At 69.1% G+C, this 22,323-nt stretch carries 18 protein-coding genes; 6 read left to right on the forward strand and 12 right to left on the reverse strand.

The window, feature by feature from the left end:
- Positions 1-46: 46 nt before the first annotated feature.
- Positions 47-976: a LysR family transcriptional regulator gene (locus AB4Z01_RS16455; protein ID WP_441695487.1), complete on the forward strand. Its 930-nt coding sequence runs from the start codon at positions 47-49 to the stop codon at positions 974-976.
- Here the strand turns inward: AB4Z01_RS16455 and AB4Z01_RS16460 are convergent.
- From AB4Z01_RS16460 to AB4Z01_RS16515, 12 genes are all read right to left on the reverse strand, one after another.
- Positions 874-2,331: an MmgE/PrpD family protein gene (locus AB4Z01_RS16460; RefSeq protein ID WP_441695489.1), complete on the reverse strand. Its 1,458-nt coding sequence runs from the start codon at positions 2,329-2,331 to the stop codon at positions 874-876. The genes AB4Z01_RS16455 and AB4Z01_RS16460 overlap by 103 nt on opposite strands.
- A 12-nt stretch (positions 2,332-2,343) precedes the next feature.
- Complete coding sequence (locus AB4Z01_RS16465) at positions 2,344-3,372, reverse strand: serine hydrolase domain-containing protein (protein WP_441695491.1); 1,029 nt, start codon at positions 3,370-3,372, stop codon at positions 2,344-2,346.
- Positions 3,369-4,157: an ABC transporter ATP-binding protein gene (locus tag AB4Z01_RS16470; RefSeq protein WP_441695493.1), complete on the reverse strand. Its 789-nt coding sequence runs from the start codon at positions 4,155-4,157 to the stop codon at positions 3,369-3,371. The genes AB4Z01_RS16465 and AB4Z01_RS16470 overlap by 4 nt, the downstream gene beginning before the upstream one ends.
- Positions 4,154-5,020, reverse strand: coding sequence for an ABC transporter ATP-binding protein (locus AB4Z01_RS16475; protein ID WP_441695495.1), 867 nt, complete (start codon positions 5,018-5,020; stop codon positions 4,154-4,156). Before AB4Z01_RS16475 ends, AB4Z01_RS16470 begins: the two co-directional genes overlap by 4 nt.
- Positions 5,013-5,933, reverse strand: a complete 921-nt coding sequence (gene nikC / locus AB4Z01_RS16480; protein ID WP_441695497.1) for a nickel transporter permease — start codon at positions 5,931-5,933, stop codon at positions 5,013-5,015. Before nikC ends, AB4Z01_RS16475 begins: the two co-directional genes overlap by 8 nt.
- A gap of 8 nt (positions 5,934-5,941) precedes the next feature.
- Positions 5,942-7,015 (reverse strand): ABC transporter permease, encoded by a 1,074-nt coding sequence (locus tag AB4Z01_RS16485; protein ID WP_441695498.1) that lies wholly within the window; start codon positions 7,013-7,015, stop codon positions 5,942-5,944.
- Between the two features lie 4 nt (positions 7,016-7,019).
- Positions 7,020-8,654, reverse strand: coding sequence for an ABC transporter substrate-binding protein (locus AB4Z01_RS16490; protein ID WP_441695499.1), 1,635 nt, complete (start codon positions 8,652-8,654; stop codon positions 7,020-7,022).
- A gap of 42 nt (positions 8,655-8,696) precedes the next feature.
- Complete coding sequence (locus AB4Z01_RS16495) at positions 8,697-10,331, reverse strand: ABC transporter substrate-binding protein (RefSeq protein WP_441695501.1); 1,635 nt, start codon at positions 10,329-10,331, stop codon at positions 8,697-8,699.
- Positions 10,332-10,435: 104 nt separating this feature from the next.
- The gene (locus AB4Z01_RS16500) at positions 10,436-11,863 is read right to left on the reverse strand and encodes a M20 family metallopeptidase (RefSeq protein ID WP_441695503.1); all 1,428 of its coding nucleotides are present in this window, start codon (positions 11,861-11,863) and stop codon (positions 10,436-10,438) included.
- A 15-nt stretch (positions 11,864-11,878) separates the two neighbouring features.
- Complete coding sequence (locus tag AB4Z01_RS16505) at positions 11,879-13,696, reverse strand: S9 family peptidase (protein ID WP_441695505.1); 1,818 nt, start codon at positions 13,694-13,696, stop codon at positions 11,879-11,881.
- A 169-nt stretch (positions 13,697-13,865) separates the two neighbouring features.
- On the reverse strand, positions 13,866-14,936 hold the full coding sequence (gene selD, locus AB4Z01_RS16510; protein WP_441695507.1) for a selenide, water dikinase SelD: 1,071 nt from the start codon (positions 14,934-14,936) through the stop codon (positions 13,866-13,868).
- Positions 14,937-14,966: 30 nt separating this feature from the next.
- The gene (locus tag AB4Z01_RS16515; RefSeq protein ID WP_441695509.1) at positions 14,967-16,091 is read right to left on the reverse strand and encodes a transglutaminase-like domain-containing protein; all 1,125 of its coding nucleotides are present in this window, start codon (positions 16,089-16,091) and stop codon (positions 14,967-14,969) included.
- Between the two features lie 345 nt (positions 16,092-16,436).
- On the opposite strand from AB4Z01_RS16515, the gene fdnG reads away from it, so the two are divergent.
- The 5 genes from fdnG to AB4Z01_RS16540 form a co-directional block, all read left to right on the forward strand.
- Positions 16,437-19,526, forward strand: coding sequence for a formate dehydrogenase-N subunit alpha (fdnG, locus tag AB4Z01_RS16520; protein ID WP_441695510.1), 3,090 nt, complete (start codon positions 16,437-16,439; stop codon positions 19,524-19,526).
- Positions 19,527-19,539: 13 nt separating this feature from the next.
- A complete protein-coding gene (fdxH, locus tag AB4Z01_RS16525; protein WP_441695512.1) occupies positions 19,540-20,484 on the forward strand; it encodes a formate dehydrogenase subunit beta in 945 nt (314 codons plus the stop codon).
- On the forward strand, positions 20,481-21,191 hold the full coding sequence (locus AB4Z01_RS16530) for a formate dehydrogenase subunit gamma (RefSeq protein WP_441695514.1): 711 nt from the start codon (positions 20,481-20,483) through the stop codon (positions 21,189-21,191). Before fdxH ends, AB4Z01_RS16530 begins: the two co-directional genes overlap by 4 nt.
- A 48-nt stretch (positions 21,192-21,239) precedes the next feature.
- The gene (fdhE, locus tag AB4Z01_RS16535; RefSeq protein WP_441695516.1) at positions 21,240-22,157 is read left to right on the forward strand and encodes a formate dehydrogenase accessory protein FdhE; all 918 of its coding nucleotides are present in this window, start codon (positions 21,240-21,242) and stop codon (positions 22,155-22,157) included.
- A 1-nt stretch (position 22,158) separates the two neighbouring features.
- Positions 22,159-22,323 (forward strand): hypothetical protein (locus tag AB4Z01_RS16540; protein WP_441695518.1); only part of this gene is annotated, 165 nt, incomplete at its 3' end.

Raw genomic sequence — 22,323 nt, forward strand, 5'->3', positions numbered from 1 at the left:
GAGATCGCGTGTCGGAGCTGCCCCGAACCCCGAGCGGAGGCCCTTGATGGAAGTCAAATGGCTGGAAGATTTTCTCAGCCTGTCCGCGACATCGAGCTTCTCCCGGTCCGCGGAGGAGCGCCACGTCACGCAATCCGCCCTGAGCCGCCGCATCCGGCAGCTCGAGACCTGGATCGGCGTGCCGCTGTTCGACCGCACCAGTTATCCCGTGCGCCTGACCCCGGAGGGCCAGGATTTCCTGCCGCGGGCGCGAAAGATCCTGGACCTCGTGCACCAGACCCGGATCGACCTGCAGCACCGGCACGACGCCGTGGCGGAGACCCTGTCCTTCGCGACGCTGAACACCCTCTCCCTGACCTTCTTCCCGACCTGGATCCGGCGGCTGGAGAGCCAGCTCGGCCCGCTGCGCACCCGCTTCGAGACGCGGCCGACCTTCGCCGGCATCATCGCCACGCTGCTCGACGGCCATTGCGACTTCCTGCTGACCTACGCCCATGAATCGGTGCCGCTGATGAGCGACATCGCCTATTGCGAGCACCGCTGCCTGGGCGAGGAGCGGGTCATCCCGGTCTCCGCGCCCGACGCCCGCGGCCGGCCGCTGCACGCGATCGACAGCGGCGGCGGGCCGATCCAGTATCTCAGCTACGGCACCGGCTCCTTCTTCGGCCACGGGCTGGTCAAGCTGTTCGCCGGGCGCCCGCTGCCGCTCGCCGTGGTCTATGAGAACGCGATGTCGGCCGGGCTCAAGGCGATGGCGCTGGCCGGGCGCGGCTTGGCCTGGATCCCGGAAAGCCTGATCGCGGAGGAGTTGCGCTCCGGCACCCTGGTCCGGGCCGGCAACCCGACCTGGACACTGGATGTCGAGATCCGCCTCTACCGCGCCTCGGCCACCCGCCCCTGCGCCGAGCGATTCTGGTCCGCCGTTCCAGACTGGCGGGACACGACGCCCCTGCCCCGCCGGATCTCGGCGGTCTGACCGAGCGGCTGTTCCAGGAACGCCAGGCTGTCCTGCTCATCCAGCCGGTCGAGGCGGTCATACAGGTGGTCGGCCTTGTCGGCGCCGAGCGTGCCGCGGCAGCAATCGGCGAACTTGGCCCGGCGGTCGGCATCGTCGAACGGGTCGGCGATGGTGCCCTTGGCCGCGCCGCGCTCGCCCGCCAGCACCCTTCCGTCGGTGAGGCGGACCGTGACCCGGTGCGGCAGCGGCCGCGCCCGCTCCGCCTCCGCCTCCGCCTCCGCCGAATGGGAGGTCATGCCGATGCGCGGCAGCAGGTCACGCACCGGCTTGGCCCCCACCGCCTCGGGGGTGAAATCCGACAGCTCCAGCCGGTCCTTCAGCAGCGCCAGGGCGACGCAGTATTGCATCGAAAAGCGCGCCTGCATCTCGTCCGCAGGATTCGGATAGGCGAGGTTGCGCTGGTTGACGAGGCCGACCAGGGTGTCCACCGCCGCCACCTCCCCCGCCGCGAAGCCGTGCTGTGCCTTGAGGTCGAGCACGATGTCGACGGCGTTGTGGGTCGAGCCGCAGCAGGGGTGGCGCTTCGGCATCAGCCCCTCGCTCTCGATCACATGCGGCGTGCCGATCGCGACCTCGTCCCAGCCCGTGGCGTCCGGCCCGCCGAACAGCTCGCGGAAGCCCTGCGGCGCCTCCAGGATGTCGAGCCGGCCGGTCATGCCGCATTCCGCCAGCGCCGCCGCCTCGACCGCGTTTCGCGCCGCCAGCCCGGCGTGCAGCGGCTTGGCCGGTGTGCCGAACTGGCCCTTGACCCCGGCGGCCATGCTGACGGCGAGGCTCATCGCCCGGGCGATGCCGGCCTCGTCGAGTGCGCACAGCCAGGCCACGCCCGCCGCCGTGCCGATGCAGCCGACGGTCGAGGTGGAGTGCCAGCCGGCGGTGTAGTGCGACGGGTTGACCCCGCGTCCGACCGCGGCCTGCGCCTCCAGCCCGACCAGATAGGCGTCGACCAGCGCCCGCCCCGACAGGCCCCGGACCAGCGCCGGACCCAGCAGCGCCGGCACCAGCACCGCCGAGGCGTGACTGCAGGCCGGGCGGAAGTTGTCGTCATAGTCCAGCGCATGCGCCGCCGTGCCGTTGACCAGGGCGGACAGCGCCTCCGCCGCCTGCCCACCGCCGACCAGGGTGCAGCGCGGGCCGTCGGCGATCGAGCCGGCAAAGGCGGCGCGCACCGCCTGCACCGACGGATCATCGCCCCCGGCCAGCATGCAGCCGATCGTATCGGCGATGGCGTGGCGGGCCCGCAGCCGGGCGAGATCGCTGAATTCGATCCCGGAGCGGCCCCAGCGCGCGATCGCCTCGATGATGCTGACCATGGTTCCTCCGGCTCAGGCGGCCATGCCGGCCCTGCGGGCGTCGAGGATGAGGGCGAGCAGCCGGCCGAATTGGAACCGGTCGATCTCCTGTCCCTTCGCGGCGGTGTCGGCGCGGTGGACGATGACGAGGTCGAGCGGCGGGATGACGACGCAGTAGTGGCCGCCGGAACCCCAGGCGCTGTAGGTCCCTTCGGGCACGATCACGCCCGGGAAGGCGATGCCCTGCCGCGCCACCCACCACATGTAGCCATAGGCGCCGTGGGTTCCGGCATCGGAATAGGGCAGCACGCTGGCCGCCACCCAGCCCTGCGGCACCACCTCGCGGTCGGCCCAGCGGCCGTCGCGCAGGAACAGCAGTCCGAAGCGGGCGAGATCCCGGGTCGACATCCGGAACGGATAGGCCGGATGGACCGAGCACGGGTCGGGCTGCAGCCAGCCATCCGCCCGCTCCGTATCGAAGCGGAAATCCTGCAGGCCCAGCGGCCCCGCGATCCGGTCGCGGAAGGCGGCGTGGATGCCGAGGCCGGTCAGCTGCGTGTAGACCGTGCCGAGCGCGTTGAAGTCCCAGTTGCTGTAGCACCACACCGTGCCCGGCGCGTGGGCATGGCGCGGCGGCTTCAGCGACTTCATCCAGGGCGTCTCGTAGCCCGCCGGATGGAAGATACCGGACCGGGCGGTCAGCAGGTCGTAGACCGTCGCCTGCTTCTCGCGCTCGCTCAGCCCCTCGCGGTCGTCGATGCCGAGCTTGTCCAGGGTCAGCGACAGGTCGATGGCGTCGTCGCCGCGATGCGTGCCGATCAGGGCGCTGAGGAAGCTCTTGCGGATCGAATGGCACAGGTAGCGCCGGGTGACGTCGCCGCGGCTGGCGATCACCCGGCCGCCCTGCACGATCATCAGGGCGGCGGTGCCGATCCGGTCGGCATGGGACCAGACCCGGTCCAGATGCTCCAGCGACCAGCCGGCCGACCGGATGTCCTCGACCATCTCCCAGATCGCGCCGGGCCAGTGGTCGGCCAGTTCGGCTGAGATCAACAGTCTCACGGTGCCACCGACTCCCCCACCACCGGCGCCGGCCGGTAGCCGGTGCTCGCTTCCAGGAAGCGGCGCGTGTAGTCGTCCTGCGCCTGGCGGGCACGGACGCCCTGCGCCGTCATCTCCTCGACGATCCACCCCCCGTTCATCATCGCGATGCGGTCGCAGAGATGGGCGATGACCGGGAGGTCGTGGGTCACCATCAGATAGGTCAGGCCGCGGTCGCGCCGCAGCGCCTTGAGCAGGTTCAGGATCTCGGCCTGGACCGAGACGTCGAGCGCCGAGGTCGGCTCGTCCAGCAACAGGATCTCCGGCTCGATGATCAGGCTGCGGGCGATGGCGACGCGCTGGCGCTGCCCGCCCGACAGCTCGTGCGGATAGCGGTAGCGGAAGCCGCGGCCGAGGCCGACCGCATCCAGCGCCGCGTCGATCCGCTGCTCCTGCCGGTCGAAGCCGTGGATCCTGAGCGGCTCGGACAGCACCGCCCGCACCATCTTGCGCGGATGCAGCGAGGCATAGGGGTCCTGGAACACCATCTGGACCCGGCGGAAGAACGCCTTGTCGCGCTTGCGCGGCACCTCGCGGCCGCGGAACAGGATCGACCCCTGATAGCCGGTGTTGAGCCCCGCCAAGGCGCGCAGGACGGTGGACTTGCCGCAGCCGGATTCGCCGATCAGGCCGAAGGATTCGCCCTGGCGCAGGACGAAGGAGACGTCGTCGACCGCGGTCATCGCCGCGGCGCCGGAGCCGAAGGTGACGCGCAGGCCGATCGCCTCCAGGATCGTATCGGTCATGCCGCGGCTCCCGCCTGGAAGGTCGGCCCGTCGAGCCAGGCCGGGTCGCGGCTGGGCACCCGCAGCGTGTCGACCGGCCGGTCGAGCTGCGGCAGGCTGTCCAGCAGGGCCCGGGTGTAGGGATGCTGCGCCCGACGCAGCTCCTTCGCCGGCAAATCCTCCATGATCCGGCCGGCATACATCACCAGCACCCGGTCGCAGAAATCGGCCACCAGGTTGAGGTCGTGGCTGATGAACATCAGCCCGGTGCCGCGCCGGGTCACCAGCTCGTCGAGGATGGTCAGCACCTGCCGCCGCACCGTGACGTCGAGCGCCGAGGTCGGCTCGTCGGCAATGATCAGATCAGGCTCGGGGATCAGCATCATAGCGATCATGATGCGCTGCCCCATGCCGCCCGAGACCTCGTGCGGGAACAGGCGGAACACGCGCTCGGGGTCGCGGATATGGACGGCGTCCAGCATCTCCAACGCCCTTGCCTGCGCCACGCGCGCGCCGACCCGGTGGTGCAGCCGGTAGGCCTCGGTGATCTGCTTTCCGACCCGCATCAGCGGGTTCAGCGAGAATTTCGGATCCTGCAGGATCATCGAGATGCGGTTGCCGCGGATCGCCCGCATCCGGCGCTCCGAGGCGGCGAGCAGATCGATGCCATCGAAATCGAGCCGCCTTGCCGTCACCCGCGCCGCCTTGGGTGTCAATTTCATGACCGAACGGCCGGTCAGCGATTTGCCAGAGCCGGATTCGCCGACGATCCCGACCTTCTCGCGCCCGACAGCAAAGGAGATGCCGCGCACCGCCTGGATGGTGCCGCGGCCGCCGGGGAAGTCGATGCGCAGATCCTCGACCTGCAGGAGCGGCTCAGCCATGGCGGGGATCCAGGATGTCGCGCAGCCCGTCGCCGAACAGGTTGAAGGCCAGGCTGGTGAGCAGGATGGCGCAGCCGGGGATCGCCGCGATCCACCAGCTGGTCAGCACGAATTCGCGGCCGCTGGACAGCATCGCCCCCCATTCGGGGCTGGGCGGCTGCGCCCCGAGACCGAGAAAGCCGAGGCCGGCGGCGGTCAGGATGATCGCCGCCATGTTGAGCGTGATCCGCACCACCACCGAGGGCAGGCACATCGGCACCACATGGGACAGGATGATCCGCAGCGACGACGCCCCCTGCAGCCGGACCGCGGCGATGTAGTCGGAGGACCGGATCGACAGCGTCTCGGCCCGCGCCAGCCGCGCGATCGGTGGCCAGGCGGCGAGCGAGATGGCGATGATCGCGTTCTGGATGCCGGGCCCGAGCGCGGCGACGAAGGCCAGCGCCAGGATCAGGCTGGGGAAGGCCAGGAAGATGTCGACGACGCGCATCAGCACGATGTCGACCCAGCCGCCAAGATAGCCCGAGGTGGTGCCGATCAGCAGGCCGATCGGCGCCACGATCAGCGCCGTCAGCACGGCGATGTAGAGCGTGATCCGGGCGCCGAAGACGATGCGGCTGAACACGTCGCGGCCGAGCTCGTCGGTGCCGAGGAAATGCGCGGCCGAGGGCGGCTGCAGCCGGGTGGTGAGGTCCTGGGCGTAGATGTCGTGGGTCGCGATCAGCGGCGCGAACACCGCCATGACCGCGATGACCAGCAGGATGACCAGCCCCAGCAGTGCCGGGGGGTTGCCCACCAGCCGCAGCAGCTTGAGCCAGAGCTGCTGGGCGCGGGCCTGCATCGGCGAGGCCGGGACCGGGGCGTGCAGCCAGGCCCTGATCGAGCCGGAGCGAAGGGCGGTGTTGCTAGGCATGTCCGCGCTCATCGGGTGCGAGGGTCGAAGATGCGGTACAGCAGGTCGCACACCAGGTTCAGCGTCACGAAGATCATGCCGATCAGGAGCGTGCATCCGACCACCGCGTTCATGTCGCCGGCCAGCAGCGTGTTGGTCAGGTAGCGGCCGAAGCCGGGCCAGGCGAAGACCGTCTCGGTCAGCACCGCCCCTTCCAGCAGGAAGGCGTAGGACAGGGCCACCACCGTCACCACCTGCACCGCGATGTTGCGGAAGGCGTGGATCCACACGGTGCGGGCCCAGGACAGGCCCTTGACCCGCGCCGCCACCACATATTCCTGGCCCAGCTGCTCGATCATGAAGCTGCGGGTCATCCGGCTGATATAGGCCAGCGCGCTGAAGCCGAGGATCGAGGCCGGCAGGATGACGTGGCTGAAGACGTTGCCAAACACCTCCCACTGCCCCCGCAGCGCGGTGTCGAGCAGCAGGAAGCCGGTCATCGGCTCGATGTCGAACTCGTATGTGAAGTCGATGCGCCCGGGCCCGCCGACCCAGCCGAGCGTGGCGTAGAACAGCACCAGCCCCATCAGCCCGAGCCAGAAGGTCGGCGCCGAATAGCCCAGGAGGCCGACCACACGGACGATGTGGTCGACCGCGCTGTCGCGGTACATCGCCGCCAGCACGCCGAAGGGGATGCCGAGGCCGGTGCCGATGATGATGGCGACCGTCGCCAGCTCCAGCGTCGCCGGGAACACCCGGGCGATGTCCTCGACCACCGGCTTGCCGGTGGTCAAGGCGGTGCCGAGGTCGAGGCTGACGATGTCGCGCAGGTAGCGCAGGAACTGGATCCAGATCGGCTGGTCCAGCCCGAGTTGCCGGTACACCGCGTCATAGGCGGCCTGGGTGGCGTTGTCGCCGAGGATGGCGGCGACCGGGTCGAGCGGCAGCATCCGCCCGATGAAGAAGGTCAAGGCGGCCAGCCCGAACAGGGTGACGGCGACGGACAGGACGGTCCGCCCGGCCGCCAGCGCCCAGGACGAGAGCGGGTTCCGTCCTGGGGCCGCAAGCCGGCGGGGGGTGGTGGCAATGGGTGCGTCGACCATGGCGCTACTTGGCGACGGTTTCGTAATAGGTCCGGAAGCCGTTCCAGCGCCAGTTCTTCAGCGTCTTGCGGATGCCGGCGACATTGTAGGTCTGGAACATGATGGCGAAGGGCCCCTCCTGCATCATCTGCAGCTGCAGGTCGCGATAGAGCGCGTTCCGCTTCTCCGGATCCGGCTCCAGCAGCGCCGCCTCGACCGTCCGGTTCGCGTCCTCGGAGGCAAAGGAGGCGTTCCAGCTCGGATTCTGGGTCAGCTTCGCCTCGGCCCGGTTGTCCGGGTTGTAGACCAGCCGCGAGGCGTTGCCATGCGCATCGGGAACGCTGGTCTGCCACGACGACATCGAGGTCTCGAAATCCCGGCCGCGCACCCGGCTGAACAGCTGGGCATTGGCCATCCGCTCCACCGTCAGCTCGACGCCGATCCGGGCGGCGTTCTGCTGCACGCTCTGCGCGACCGGCGCGGCATGCGGCAGGGTGCCGATGAAGACGCTGGCCTTGAAGCCGTTCGGATAGCCGGCCTCGGCCAGCAGCGCCTTGGCCTTGTCGAGGTCGAGCGAGAAGGGTTGCCCTTCGGTCTCATCCAGCGCGCCGACCGCGCCGATCTGGGCGAAGCTGGCCCGCGGCACGCCGATATTCGACATCACCGTCTTGGCCAGGCCGTCATAGTCGATCAGGTACCGCATCGCCAGGCGGACCTTCGGGTTCGCGAAGATCGGGTTGGCGTTGTTGAACGACCAGTAGAAGAGTTGCGGCCGGAGGACCCGGACGATCGACACGTCCGGCGATGACTCCAGGTCCTTCAGGTCTTCCGGCGTCAGGTCGCGCGCCACGTCGACATCGCCCTGGGTCAGCAGCAGGCGCTGGGTCCCCGCCTCCGCCACATGGCGGATCAGGATGCGCTTCAGGGCCGGCGCCTGGCCCCAGTAGGTGTCGTTCGCCTGCAGCACCACGGCCTCGCCGGCGTTCCACTGCGCCAACCGGTAGGGGCCGACGCATTCGGTGCGGGTCGTCAGATACTTGTTGCCGAGATCGCGATTCGCCTCATTGGCCAGGATGGTCTTGCGGTCATGGGTGAAGGAGACGCGGTTCGCGGCGATCCCCTGCAGCACCAGGTTGGTCGGGTAGGGCTTGTCGAGCTTGAGGACGAGGGTGGCGTCGTCCGGCGCGGTGATCTGGGCGTCGACCTTGTCCTTGGTAAAGCCGTACTCGTTCAGCGTCGCCGCGTTGCCGAAGCCGAGCTTGACCACACGCTGCATCGACCAGGCCGTGTCGGCCGCCGTCACCGGGTTGCCGGAGGGGAAGGTCGCCCCCTTGCGCAGATGGAAGACGATCTGCTGGCGGTCGTCGGACACATCCCAGCGCTCGGCGAAGAGCGGCACCGCCTTGGTCTCGTCCGCCGGATCGACATCGACCAGCGGATCGCAGGTGGTCTGCACGATCTCGTTGGTCACCACCTCGCCGATCTGGGCCGGGTCGAAGGTGCTGATTGCGTCGATATTCCAGGCCATGACCAGCGCGTTCGACGGCGTGGCCGCCCCGGCGGCGAACGGCGCCGCACCGAGGACGGCGCCGCAGACCGCGCCGAGGATGAGACGAAGCGGATGGGATCCGGGCGGCGCCGGACTCGAAGCAGCGGGCATCGTGGAGCCTCCGTGCTGTTCGGAAATCGGTGTCCGGCGCCGCTACTTGCCGGCCAGCTCGTAATAGGTGCGGAAGCCGTTCCAGCTCCAATCCTTCAGCGACTTGCGGACGCCGGCGACGTTGTACATCTGGAACATGATCGCCATCGGCCCCTGCAGCAGGATCTGCTTCTGCAGGTCGTGATAGATCGCGGTCCGCTTCTCCGGATCGCTCTCCAGCAACGCCGCGTCGACCTTCTTGTTCGCGTCCTCGGAATAGAAGGCGGCGCGCCAGGCCGGATACTGGGTCAGCTTGGCCTCGGCCCGGTTGTCCGGGTTGTAGACCAGCCGCGAGGCGTTGCCATGGGCGTCGGGCACGCCGGTCTGCCAGGCCTGCATCGCGGTCTGGAACTCGCGGCCGCGGACCTTGCTGAACAGCTGGGCGTTGGCCATCCGCTCCAGCGTCAGCTCGACGCCGACCTTGGCGGCATTCTGCTGCACGCTCTGCGCGATCGGGCCGGAATGCGGCAGGGTGCCGATGAAGACGGTGGCCTTGAAGCCGTTCGGATAGCCGGCCTCGGCCAGCAGCGCCTTGGCCTTGTCGAGGTCGAGCGAGAAGGGCTGCCCCTCCTTCTCATCCAGCGCGCCGACAGCGCCGATCTGGGCGAAGCTGGCCCGCGGCACGCCGGTATAGGCCATCACCGTCTTGGCCAGGCCGTCATAGTCGATCAGATAGCGCATCGCCAGGCGGACCTTCTCATTCGAGAAGATCGGGTCGGCGTTGTTGAAGGTCCAGAAGAACAGCTGCGGCTTCAGCACCCGGTCGACCGCCACGTCGGCCGAAGCCTCCAGATCCTTCAGATCCTCCGGCGTCAGGTCGCGCGCCACATCGACATCGCCCTGGGTCAGCAGCAGGCGCTGGGTCCCCGCCTCCGCCACATGACGGATCAGCACGCGCTTCAGCTTCGGCGCCTCGCCCCAATATTTGTCGTTCGCCTGCAGCACCACGGCCTCGCCGGCGTTCCACTGGGCCAGCTTGTACGGGCCGACGCATTCTGTGTGGGTGGCGAGGTACTTGTTGCCGAGGTCGCCATTCACCTCGTTGGCCATGATCGTCTTCATGTCCATCGTGGCGGCGACGCGGTTCGCGGCGATCGACTGCAGGATCAGGTTGGTCGGATAGGGCTTGTCGAGCTTGACCACGAGGGTCGCGTCGTCGGGCGCTGCGATCTGGCTCTCGACCTTGTCCTTGGTGAAGCCGTATTCGGTCAGCGTCGCCGCGTTGCCGAGGCCGAGCTTGACCACGCGCTGCATCGACCAGGCGGTGTCGGCCGCGGTGACCGGGTTGCCGGAGGGGAAGGTGGCGCCCTTGCGCAGATGGAAGGTGATCTGCAGCCGGTCGTCGGAGACGTCCCAGCGTTCGGCGAAGAGCGGGACCACCTTGGCCTCGTCCGCCGGGTCGAAATCGACCAGCGTGTCGCAGGTGTTCTTGACGATCTCGTCGGTCACCACCTCGCCGATCTGGGCCGGGTCGAAGGTGCTGATCGCGTCGATGTTCCAGGCCATCACCAGCGCATTCGCCGGCGTGGCGGCCCCGGCGGCGACGGGCGCCGCGAGGATGGCGGCGCCGCAGGCCGCGCCGAGGAGATGGCGGAGCGGAAGGGATCCGGGCGGCGCCGGGATCGGACGGGCGAACATGGATCGAGCCTCCGTGCTTGTTCTGTCGGTGTCCGTTCGGCGCCCTCCGCGACCTTGTCTCGGGATGCCGGCCTCGTTCGTCGGGCCGGCTTCGTCCCGCAGGGTCAGGCCGCCTTCGGCCGCGGCTGCAGCGGCGGCTGGACCTCCGCCGGGATCGGGCAGACATAGGGCGTCGCCGCAACCCGCTCCTGGTGGTCCTGCTTGGCCCGCTTCATCAGCAGCTCGTCATTCATCACGTCGAGCGCCGTGCCGGCCATGACCTTGGCGGCATGGACCATGCCCTTGTGTGCGGCCGGCGCCATGCCCTGGGCGGTGATCTGCCAGGAATGGCCCGGCGTGCCGATGGCGTGGGTGGCGACCCGCGCCTGCACCGTCGGCACCACCCAGCTGACATCGGCGACATCGGTCGACCCGATCATCGGCTCGCCCCTGGAGTCCTTCGGCACGATGAAGTCGCACAGCGGCAGGTCCTTGCGCGGCGGCACGCCGACGCGGCGATAGTCGGTGAGGATGTCCTCCTCGCTCAGCGTCGCCTGGATCTGGGCGGCGTAGTCGCGGTCCGCTGCGTCGAAGGGCACCGGGCCGAGGCGCAGCAGATGCTGGTGCATCGCCTCCTCCAGCGGCGTGTTGCCAAGCATGTTGGAGACGGCGCTCATGATCGAGATCGCGACCGAGGTCTCGGTCATCATCGCGGCGCCGTGGGCGATCTTCTTGACCCGCTCGTTCAGCGCCAGCATGCCGGCCAGGTCGCGGGCGCGGATGGCATAGCGCACCTTGGCCGAGGCCTGGACGACATTGGGCGCGATGCCGCCGGAATCGATCATGGCGTAGTGGATGCGCGCGTCGGACGGCATGTGCTCGCGCATGTAGTTGACGCCGACATTCATCAGCTCGACGGCGTCCAGCGCGCTGCGGCCGAGATGCGGCGCCGCGGCGGCGTGCGAGGCGCGGCCGGTGAAGTGGAAATCCATCCGGGTGTTGGCCAGGGACAGCGCCTCGTCGACCCGGGTCAGCGATGCCGGGTGCCAGGTGATGGCGATGTCGACATCCTCGAAGGCGCCGGCGCGCACCATGAAGGCCTTGGCCGCCCCGCCCTCCTCCGCCGGGCAGCCATAGTAGCGCACCCGGCCCGGCCGGCCGGTCGCGGCCAGGAAGTCCTTGACCGCGGTGGCGGCGAGCAGGGCGGCGGAGCCGAGCATGTTGTGGCCGCAGCCATGGCCGTAGCCGTTGCCGGGGATCGGCCTGGGCTCGGCGATGTTGGCCTCCTGGCTCAGCCCCGGCAGGGCGTCGTATTCGCCGAGGATGGCGATCACCGGCCCGCCCTCGCCCGCCTCGCCCATCACCGCGGTCGGGATGCCGGCGAGGTTCTCGGTGACGCGGAAGCCCTGGGCCTGCAGCATCGCCGTGTGCTCGGCGACCGACCGGTACTCGGTGTAGGCGATCTCGGGCATGCCCCAGATCCGGTCGCTCAGCCCCACGAACTCCGTCCGCTTGGCGTCGACCAGCTGCCAGATCTTGTCGGAATTCTGCATGGTTGTCGCTTTCGATCAGAGATGGCGGTCAAGGAAGGCGGCGACGGCGCCGAAGACGTCGTGCCGGTTCTCCCGCCGCGCGAAGCCGTGCCCTTCATGCGGCACGCGGATGTAGTCGACCGGGCGGCCGAGGCCGCGCAGGCCGGAATGGATCATCTCGCTCTCGCCCGGCGGCACCCGCGGGTCGTCCAGCCCCTGGACCATCAGCAGCGGCACGCGGATGCGGTCCAGCTTATGGATCGGCGAGATGCGCTCCAGCAGGTCCTTGTCGGCGACCGGATCRCCATATTCCGCCGCCCGCAGCCGCCGGCGCCAGGGGCCGGTGGTCTGCAGCAGGGTGTGGAAATTGGCGATGCCGTAGAACTCGATGCCGAGGCGCCACAGCTCCGGGTACTCGGTCAGCACCGCCAGCACCATGAAGCCGCCATAGGACCGGCCGAACACGCCGATACGCGCCTCATCGACGTCGTCCCGCGCGCCCAGCGCCAGCCGCACGGCCCGCAAGTCGGCGACGCTGTCCGTGCGCAGCCCGACATCGTCGGCCTGGTGGTAGGGCCGGCCATAGCCGGTGCTGCCGCGGACATTCGGCGCCACCACCATGATGCCCTGCGCCAGCATGTACTGGATGTCGGCCCGGAAGGTCGGGGTCCACTGCGCCTCCGGGCCGCCATGGACGATGATCATCGCCGGGAAGCCGCCCGCCGGCGCCTCGCCCTTCGGCCGATACAGCAGGAACGGCACCTGCAGCCCGTCGAAGCTGGCGATGCGCTGCACCTCCGGCTCGACGAAGCCGCCGACCAGCTCGCTCGTCGGGGCATCGGTCAGCCGGCTCGCGATTCCCGTGGCAGCGTCCCAGTCCCAGATGCCGGGCGGGGTCGCCGCCCCTTCCAGCGGGAAGACCAGGCCGCTGCCGTCGGGACGCCAGGACACGGAACCGATCACGCCGGGCGGCAGCCCCGCCACCGCCGTCTCCGCGCCGCTGGCGAGATCGCGGACCAGGAGGCGGGTCCAGCCCTCCTCGTTGATCACATGGGCCAGCCGGCCCTGGTCGGGCGACAGCGCCATCGCCTCGATGTCCTGCTCCTCGGGCGCCACCACCCATTCCAGGCTGCGGTCGGCGAAGGACAGGAAGGCGATACCCTGGAAGTCCCGCCCCTGGTCGGTCAGCAGATACAGGCCGCTGCCGTCCTTCCGGGTCTTGACGGCGACGTAGCGCGCCCGTCCGTCATGCGGCAGGAACGGCTCATAGGCGCCGGTCTCGAGATCCAGGCGGAACAGATCCTGGTCCATCGTCGCCCGAGTGGAATCGCGCACCAGCAGCGCCTTTCCGTCCGGGAAGAAGGCCATGACCTCGCGGAACAGCTCGCCCTGATAGACGCAGCGCGCCTGCCGGGTCGCGACCTCCATCACATGGATGTCCATGTGGAAGCGGTCGCGGGCGTTCGACGAGTAGGCGATCCGCGTCCCGTCCGGCGACCAGGCGCCCCAGACATGGACCACGGTCGGGTCGTCGGTCAGCGCCACCGGCGCGCCGTCGGCGCCTGGAATCAGCCACAGCTGGTGCCGCTCGTCGCCGCCGCAATCCATGGTGAAGACCAGATCCCGGCTCTTCGGGCTGAAGGCCAGGGCGCCGACCGGCTCCGCCGTCTCCGCCGCGCGCCAGGCGGCGCCGCCTGCGACCGGCTGCAGCCAGATCTGGGCAAAGCCGGTCTCGTCGCTCAGGAAGGCCAGCAGCCCCCCATCCGGCGACAGCGCCGGGCTCTTGGCGCCGGGGATGTCGAGATAGGGGCGGATCGTCACTGGATCCGCCGGAATGGCGCCGTGGTCAGACACGTGACTGCCCCCTGCCCGAGCCCCGGCCTTCACGGCCGGACGTGCGCCCATCAAATGGGCACGCTCAAATTATGGTCATGATGTCGTCCGGCAGAGGGGACCGGCCAATTCATAATTTTCCTTGGTCTATTCCGCTTCGGCATAAGGTTTCGCGACGCCGATCGAGGTTTCAAGCCTCGATCCGCACTCCGGCCAGGCCGGCCTCGACCGTGCCGATGCGGCGGGCGGCCGGGTGGCCGGCAGCGGTGATACGGTCCAGCAGCCCGTCGGCCCGGTCTGGCGCGCAGGCGATCAGCAGCCCGCCGGAGGTCTGCGGGTCGGTCAGCAGGTGGCGGCGCCATTCCGGAAGGCCAGCCGGCAGCGTCACCTCAGCCCCGTAGCTGGCCCAGTTGCGGTGCGAGGCGCCGGTGACGAAGCCGTCTTGCGCCAGCGCCCCGGCCTGGGCGAACAGCGCCGGCGCACCGTCCCGGATCGCCAGCGTCACACCCGCACCGCGCGCCATCTCCAGGGCATGGCCAAGCAGGCCGAAGCCGGTGACGTCGGTGACGGCGTGCACCGCTTCTTCCCGCCCCAGCTCGGCGCCGATGCGGTTGAGTTGCGTCGTGCTGGCGATCAGCTCGGCATAGCCCTCGGCGGAGAGCACCTCCTTCTTGAAGGCGGCGGAATAGATGCCGACGCCGAGCGCCTTGGTCAGGATCAGCGCGTCGCCGGGCCGCGCCCCCGAGTTGCGGCGCAGCTCCGATGGCCGGCAGGTGCCGATCACGGCCAGACCGTAGATCGGCTCCGGCGCGTCGATCGAATGGCCGCCGGCGACCGGGATGCCGGCCTCGGCGCAGGTCGAGGCGCCGCCGGCCAGGATCTCGCGCACCGTCTCCGCCGGCAGCTTGCCCAACGGCATGCCGAGGATGGCCAGCGCGAAGATCGGCTGGCCGCCCATGGCGTAGACGTCGGAGATGGCGTTGGTGGCCGCGATCCGCCCGAAATCGCGCGGGTCGTCGACCACCGGCATGAAGAAGTCGGTGGTGGCGATGACGCAGCGGTCGTCGTCGAGCTGCCAGACCGCCGCGTCGTCGCCGGTCTCGGTGCCGACCAGCAGCTGCCGGAACGGCGCCGCGGCCGGCTGGCCGGCCAGCAGCTCCTGCAGCACGGCGGGCGCCAGCTTGCAGCCGCAGCCGCCGCCATGTGCGAGGCTGGTCAGACGGATCGGGCCAGGGGCGCTGTCGCGGGTTGCCAGGACCATGGGATGCTCTCTGTCGGTTCGGGCGTCGGGTCAGGCCGGGATTTCGGCCGCTTCCAAGCTGTAGGTGAAGCTGTCGGCGTCGAGGCAGTCGAGCCGCACGCCGGCGACCTCGGCCTGAGGATACATCAGGAAGCCGACCGCGGGACCGGCGCTGCCGGGCAGCGCCACGTCATGGGCATCGTTATAGGCGATCCAGTTGCCCTCCCAGGCGCCGAACAGGGTCCGATGCACCGCTGCCACCTTGGCATCGTCGAGGGCGAGCTTGCCTGGCGGCTCCTCCAGCACGACCTTGCGTACATCAGCGGGGTCGGCCGGGACCCAGCCGAAGCCGGCGAGATGGACCTCGGCCCGGCAATGCTGCGCCTTGGTGACGGTCGGGCTGTTGGCGCCGAGGCTCTTGTAGCCGAACCGGGACGGCGCGACGCGGATGCCGTAGACATCCCGCGCCGGGATGCCGGAGGCGCGCGCCAGACCGACGTAGAGGGCATTGATGTCGGCGCATTTGCCGCCGAACGGCGCGCCGGCCTGCAGCGTCGTCGCGACGTCGCCGTTGCCGCAGCCGCGCACGGCGGCGTCGCGGTAGGTGTTGGCGATAACCCACTCGTAGAGGGCACGAGCCTTGGCGAGATCGTCGCCGGCGCCGGCAGTGATGCGGTCGGCCGTCGCCTTAACGATGCCGTCGGTCGGGATCAGCGTGCTGGGCTGCAGGTAGCGCCGGCGATCCGTCTCGGACAGGGCCGGCGCCGCGCCGGGCACCGCGAGATCGACCGCGCGGTCGCGCAGGGCCGCCTGGCTGGTCAGCTCGACCCTCGGCGCGGCCCCGTCCGCCGCCCAGGCGAGATGCAGCAGGGCCGCGCCCGACGCCGGGTCGCGCTCGATTGCGGCGGAGGCGGCGTTGGTGGTCCAGCGCGTGTCACCGGGGCGGTTCCAGCCCGCCGCCTCCAGCCCGGGCAGCGGCACCCAGGCCTCGACCCGGCCGGGTCCGACCTTGGCGCGGTCGAACCCGATGCGGCTGGTCAGCGCGAAGCTGCGCCAATCGCCCGGCGACGGGGCGAACGCGGCGTCGGCCGCCGCAGCGCGCCTGGCCAGGGCGGGGGTTGCCAAGGCGGCGGACAGGGCGACGCCGGCCCGGAGAACATCACGACGGCTGCTCATGGTTTGCGCTCCTGATCTGCGCCCAGGCGGGCGGCCCGACACGGCCGGCCGCGGGAATTCGGGGATGACGGAAGACGGCGGCACCAGCGGCCAAATGCCATCGCGCCGCCCTGCGGGCGGCCGGACCGGCCTGTCGGCATCGATGCAGCCCCGCAACGCGGGAGCGCTGGAGTACGCCACGGAGCGATTGGACGGCGAAGGCGGGCGGAGCGCAATAAACTATTGTAATACCGAAGCAATACCAAGGTATAGGGCGCCAGCGCTCGTTTGACTTGGAACCCCTCCAAGCGTAGCGTTTGCCAGATCTGGCTCGTCTTTTGCGGAACTGCCTCCAGGAGGCCCAGGATGGACATGAAGCTCTCGCGCCGCGGCTTCCTGAAAGGGGCCGGCGCGGGCGTGGCGGGAACGACGCTGGGAGCCTTCGGCTTCGGCGACATCGAGGCGGCCTACGCCGCGGCGATCAGGCCGTTCAAGCTCGCCAACACCACCGAGACCCGGAACACCTGCACCTATTGCTCGGTGGCCTGCGGCATCATCCTCTATTCCAAGGGCGACCTGCGGAAGGGCGAGCGGGCCGAGATCACCCATATCGAGGGCGACTCCGACCACCCGACCAACCGCGGCACGCTGTGCCCCAAGGGCGCGGCGCTGCTGGACACGGTCAAGTCCGCCACCCGGCTGCAGACCCCGATGCTGCGGCGTGCGGGCAGCGACAAGTTCGAGCGGATCTCATGGGGCGAGGCGCTGGACAAGATCGCCCGGGCCATGAAGGACGACCGCGACGCGAACTTCATCGCCAAGAACAAGGACGGCACGACGGTCAACCGATGGCTGACCACGGGGTTCCTCGCGGCCTCGGCCACCACCAACGAAACTGCCTACGCCACCTACAAGGTGGTTCGCAGCACCGGTATTCTGGCGTTCGACAACCAGGCGCGCGTCTGACACGGCCCGACGGTGGCGAGTCTCGCCCCGACATTCGGCCGTGGAGCCATGACGAACTCCTGGACCGACATCAAGAACACCGATCTCGTCGTCATCATGGGCGGCAATGCCGCCGAGGCCCATCCCTGCGGCTTCAAATGGGTCACGGAGGCCAAGGCCAACCGCGGCGCCAAGCTGATCGTCGTCGACCCGCGCTTCACCCGCTCGGCGTCGGTGGCGGATTTCTATGCGCCGATCCGGCAGGGCACCGACATCGCCTTCCTGCTGGGCCTGATCAATCAGTGCATCCAGAACGACAAGGTGCAGTGGGAGTATGTGAAGGCCTTCACCAACGCCACCTTCCTGGTGAAGGACGGCTTCGCCTACAACGACGGCCTGTTCACCGGCTATGACGAGCAGAAGCGCGACTATGACAAGTCGACCTGGGACTACCAGATCGGCCCGGACGGCTTTGCCGTGGTCGACGACACGCTGCAGCATCCGCGCTGCGTCTGGAACCTGCTGAAGCAGCACGTCGCCCAGTACACGCCGGAGATGGTCGAGCGGATCACCGGCACGCCGAAGGACAAGTTCCTGAAGGTGGCCGAGATGGTCGGCGAGACCTCGTCGCCGACCAAGGCGATGACCTCGATGTACGCGCTGGGCTGGACGCAGCATTCCAAGGGCGCCCAGAACATCCGCACCATGGCGATGCTGCAGCTGATCCTGGGCAATATCGGCATCCGCGGCGGCGGCATGAACGCGCTGCGCGGCCATTCCAACATCCAGGGGCTGACCGATATCGGGCTGCTGTCGAACTCGCTGCCCGGCTACATGAACCTGCCGCGGGACACGGAGAAGGACCTCGCCACCTACATGTCGACCCGCGGCTTCAAGCCGCTGCGGCCGAACCAGACCAGCTTCTGGCAGAACTACAAGAAGTTCTTCGTCAGCTTCCAGAAGGCGATGTTCGGCGCGGCGGCGACGCCGGAGAACGACTTCGCCTATGACTGGCTGCCGAAGCTCGACGTGGCCGGCTACGACATCCTGCGGGCCTTCGAGCTGATGAAGCAGGGCAAGATGAACCTCTATTTCTGCCAGGGGTTCAATCCGCTCCAGGCCTTCCCGAACAAGGCCAAGCTGGCCGAGGCCTTGGCCAAGCTGAAGCTGCTGGTGGTGATGGATCCGCTGGAAACCGAGACGGCGCGGTTCTGGGAGAACCACGGCGTCTACAACGATGCGGCCACCGCCTCGATCCAGACCGAGGTGATCCAGCTGCCCACCACCTCCTTCGCCGAGGATGAGGGGTCGCTGGTCAATTCCGGGCGTTGGCTGCAATGGCACTGGCCCGGCGGCACGCCCCCCGGCGAGGCCAAGCCCGATGCCTGGATCATGGCGCAGATCCATCTGCGGCTGAAGGAGATGTATCGGACCGAGGGTGGGGCCTTCCCCGACCCGATCCTGAACCTGAACTGGGCCTATGCCGACCCGGGCGAGCCGAAGCCGGAGGAACTGGCCAAGGAGATGAACGGGTCCGCCCTCGCGGATCTGTTCGACCCGGCCGACCCGACCAAGAAGATCGTCGAGGCCGGCAAGCAGTTGCCCAACTTCGCGGTGATGCGCGACGACGGGTCGACCGCCAGCGGCTGCTGGATCTATACCGGCAGCTTCACCGAGGCCGGCAACATGATGGCCCGGCACGACAACTCCGACCCGGACGACACCGGCACCTTCGCGAACTGGGCGTTCGCCTGGCCGGCCAACCGGCGGATCCTGTACAACCGCGCCTCCTGCGACGTCTCGGGCAAGCCCTGGGACCCGTCACGCAAGCTGATCGAATGGAACGGAAGCAAGTGGACGGGCTACGACGTCCCCGACATCTCGCCGACGGCAAAGCCGGAGGACGTCGGGCCGTTCATCATGAACGCGGAAGGCGTCTCGCGCCTGTTCGCCCGCGGCATGATGCGGGAGGGCCCGTTCCCGGTGCACTACGAGCCGTTCGAGAGCCCGGTGGCCAATGTCATCGCGCCGAAGGTGCGGGGCAACCCGGCGTCACGGGTGTTCGCGGACGACTTCGCCCAGTTCGCCGATATCGGCTCGCCGGACTTCCCCTACGCCGCGACCTCCTACCGGCTGACCGAGCATTTCCACTACTGGACCAAGAACAACCACGTGAACGCGGTCCTGCAGCCGGAATTCTTCGTCGAGATCTCGGAGGAGTTGGCCAAGGAGAAGGGCATCGCCAAGGGCGGCTGGGTCCGCGTCTGGTCGAAGCGCGGCTCGGTCTTCGCCAAAGCGGTGGTGACCAAGCGGATCCGGCCGCTGGTGTGTGACGGCAAGACCGTCCACATCGTCGGCATCCCTATCCATTGGGGCTTCATCGGCGCCGCGAAGAAGGGCTTCGGGGCGAATGTGCTGACGCCGTTCGTCGGCGACGCCAACATCGAGACGCCGGAGTTCAAGGCCTTCTGCGTCAACATCGAGGCCTCGTCCGGGCCGCCGGTGGCGTGAGGGAGAAGAAACCATGTTTCCCCCGATCCCCAATCCCACCGTCGCCCCCGGCGCCCCGAAGTTCGGCGACCAGGACCTGATCCGGCGCTCGGCTTCGACGATCACCCCGGCCGCCGTGCGGCAGACCGAGGTGGCGAAGCTGATCGACGTGTCGAAATGCATCGGCTGCAAGGCGTGCCAGTCCGCCTGCATTGAGTGGAACGACACGCGCGCCCAGCCGATCGGCGAGAATCTCGGCGTCTACGACAATCCGGCCGACCTGACGCCGGACATGTTCACGCTGATGCGCTTCACCGAATGGGAGAACCCGGAGACCCAGAACCTCGAATGGCTGATCCGCAAGGACGGCTGCATGCATTGCGAGGATCCGGGCTGCCTGAAGGCCTGCCCGGCGCCCGGTGCGATCGTGCAGTATTCGAACGGCATCGTCGATTTCGTACACGAGAACTGCATCGGCTGCGGCTATTGCATCAAGGGCTGCCCGTTCAACATCCCGCGCGTCTCGCAGACCGACCACAAGGCCTACAAGTGCACGCTGTGCTCCGACCGGGTCGCGGTCGGCCAGGGCCCGGCCTGCCAGAAAGCCTGCCCGACCCAGGCCATCGTGTTCGGCACCAAGGACGAGATGAAGGAATGGGCCGACTTCCGGATCAAGGATCTGAAGTCCCGCGGCTTCGACAATGCCGGGCTGTATGACCCGCCCGGCGTCGGCGGTACCCATGTGATGTATGTGCTGCACCACGCCGACAAGCCGGAGATCTATGCCGGCTTGCCGAAGGACCCGAGTATCAGCCCGATCGTCGAGGCCTGGAAGGGCGTGACCAAGGTGGTCGGGCTCGGCGCCATCGGCCTGGCCGCCGTGGCCGGCGTGCTGCACCACCTGTTCGCAGGCGCCAATCGCGTGTCGCCGGAAGATGAGAAGCACGCCGAGGAGCTGGCCGGGGGAGACCGGACATGACCGCCGCCATCGATCCCCGGCCGGACGATGTCGAGCCGGGCGACAGCGTCCATCCGGGCAAGCCGGTGACGGTCGACCGCTACACGGCCGGCGCCCGGATCAACCACTGGATCACGGCCACCAGCCTGGTCCTGCTGGCCCTGTCCGGCCTGGCGATGTTCCATCCCAGCCTATTCTTCCTGAGCACGCTGTTCGGCGGCGGCCAGCTGACGCGGACGCTGCACCCGTGGATCGGCGTAGTGCTGTTCTTCTCCTTCGCCGGCCTGTTCATCCGGTTCTGGAAGGCCAATCTGTGGAAGAGCGAGGACAACACCTGGCTGCGCCGCGCGCGCGACGTGCTGGCCGGGCGCGAGGAGAACCTGCCCGAGCTGGGCAAGTACAATGCCGGCCAGAAATTCGTGTTCTGGGGCATGTCGATCCTGATCATCGTGCTGATCGCCAGCGGCTTCGCGGTCTGGGACCAGTATTTCTATCCGTTCACCACGATCGAGCAGAAGCGCATCGCCATCCTGGTGCATGCCCTGGCGGCGGTGGCGATCATCTGCGTCTGGATCACCCACGTCTATGCGGCGATCTGGGTCCGTGGCACATTCGGCGCCATGACCAAAGGCCGGGTGACCGGCGGCTGGGCCTGGCGCCACCACCGCAAATGGCTGCGCGAGCTGGTGGCGCGGAAGCCCGGCGCGGACAAGACAACGGTCCCTTAGGCCAGCACAGACGAGTCACGTGGCCCGTCGGGTTCGTGAGGACAGAGAATGAGTGACGATACGGCCCGGCCCGACCCGACCGTGATCGGCGAGGTCGCGGCGCCACCCTTCGCCCGCCTGCCCGACCCGCACCAGATCTTCATCGACCGCACCCTGCGCCTGCGGACCCTGGCAGCGAACAGCGAGATCGGCCCCTATCTGCGCTTCCTGTCCGACCTGGCCGAGCTGCAATACCGGATCCAGGACGACCTGCCCGAGCCGGCCATGCCGGACGCGGCGGTGCTGGCGCGCGCCTGCAGCCATGGCATGYCGCCGCTCGACCGGGCCGGCTTCGCCCCCGATGCGGCCTTCGCGGCGACCTTCGACCGCTTCACCCTCGCCGCGGCCGAAATCGCGATGCCTCCGGCGGCGACCGAGGCGCTGCAGCGGGTGCGCGCGGCTGGCCGAGCGCAGGGCGAGGCGATGGTGCGGGCCGTCCTGGCCGGCGTCATCCCGGCCGATGCCCTGGCCGAGCACGTCTATGTCGCGGCGATTCTGCAAGTCCAGTTCGTCCGAATGGCGGCGCGGCTGGACGCCAAGGCGCTGGGGCCGGTCGGCGAAGGGGCCTGCCCCAGCTGCGGCGGGCCGCCGGTCAGCACCATGGTGGTCGGCTGGCGCGGCATGGCCAGCACCCGCTTCTGCGCCTGCAGCCTGTGCGGCACTTATTGGCACCAGGTCCGGATCCGATGCGTGCTGTGCGGCGGCAGCAAGGGCATCGGCTACCAGGAGGTCGAGGGCGGCGGCGGCACGGTGAAGGCCGAGACCTGCGACAGCTGCCATCGCTATGTGAAGGTGCTGTACCAGGTGAAGCAGTCGGACCTGGAGCCGGTGGCGGACGACGCCGCCAGCCTCGGCCTCGACCTGCTGATGCAGCAGCAGGGCGAGTACGAGCGCGGCGGCTTCAACCCGTTCCTGCTGGGCTACTGACATGGACGCTATCCGCCTGCGCGACCTGCCCTCGGTCGACCAGGTGCTGAGGACGCCGGCCGCGGCGACAGCCCTGGCCGCCTTCGGCCATGCCCAGACCGCCGCCGCGGTGCGCGGCGCCCTGGCGGTGGCGCGGGAGGCGGTGCGCGCCGGCGCCCCGGTGCCC

The organism is Inquilinus sp. YAF38 (assembly GCF_052113205.1).
Taxonomy (GTDB): Bacteria; Pseudomonadota; Alphaproteobacteria; order DSM-16000; family Inquilinaceae; genus Inquilinus.

Excerpts from the sequence above, each read along its gene's own strand:
- AB4Z01_RS16455 (WP_441695487.1), top strand. The coding sequence starts at position 47 with ATGGAAGTCAAATGGCTGGAAGATTTTCTCAGCCTGTCCGCGACATCG.
- AB4Z01_RS16460 (WP_441695489.1), bottom strand. The coding sequence starts at position 2,331 with ATGGTCAGCATCATCGAGGCGATCGCGCGCTGGGGCCGCTCCGGGATC.
- AB4Z01_RS16470 (WP_441695493.1), bottom strand. The coding sequence starts at position 4,157 with ATGACCGATACGATCCTGGAGGCGATCGGCCTGCGCGTCACCTTCGGC.
- AB4Z01_RS16475 (WP_441695495.1), bottom strand. The coding sequence starts at position 5,020 with ATGGCTGAGCCGCTCCTGCAGGTCGAGGATCTGCGCATCGACTTCCCC.
- nikC (WP_441695497.1), bottom strand. The coding sequence starts at position 5,933 with ATGCCTAGCAACACCGCCCTTCGCTCCGGCTCGATCAGGGCCTGGCTG.
- AB4Z01_RS16485 (WP_441695498.1), bottom strand. The coding sequence starts at position 7,015 with ATGGTCGACGCACCCATTGCCACCACCCCCCGCCGGCTTGCGGCCCCA.
- AB4Z01_RS16490 (WP_441695499.1), bottom strand. The coding sequence starts at position 8,654 with ATGCCCGCTGCTTCGAGTCCGGCGCCGCCCGGATCCCATCCGCTTCGT.
- AB4Z01_RS16495 (WP_441695501.1), bottom strand. The coding sequence starts at position 10,331 with ATGTTCGCCCGTCCGATCCCGGCGCCGCCCGGATCCCTTCCGCTCCGC.
- AB4Z01_RS16500 (WP_441695503.1), bottom strand. The coding sequence starts at position 11,863 with ATGCAGAATTCCGACAAGATCTGGCAGCTGGTCGACGCCAAGCGGACG.
- selD (WP_441695507.1), bottom strand. The coding sequence starts at position 14,936 with ATGGTCCTGGCAACCCGCGACAGCGCCCCTGGCCCGATCCGTCTGACC.
- AB4Z01_RS16515 (WP_441695509.1), bottom strand. The coding sequence starts at position 16,091 with ATGAGCAGCCGTCGTGATGTTCTCCGGGCCGGCGTCGCCCTGTCCGCC.
- fdxH (WP_441695512.1), top strand. The coding sequence starts at position 19,540 with ATGTTTCCCCCGATCCCCAATCCCACCGTCGCCCCCGGCGCCCCGAAG.
- AB4Z01_RS16530 (WP_441695514.1), top strand. The coding sequence starts at position 20,481 with ATGACCGCCGCCATCGATCCCCGGCCGGACGATGTCGAGCCGGGCGAC.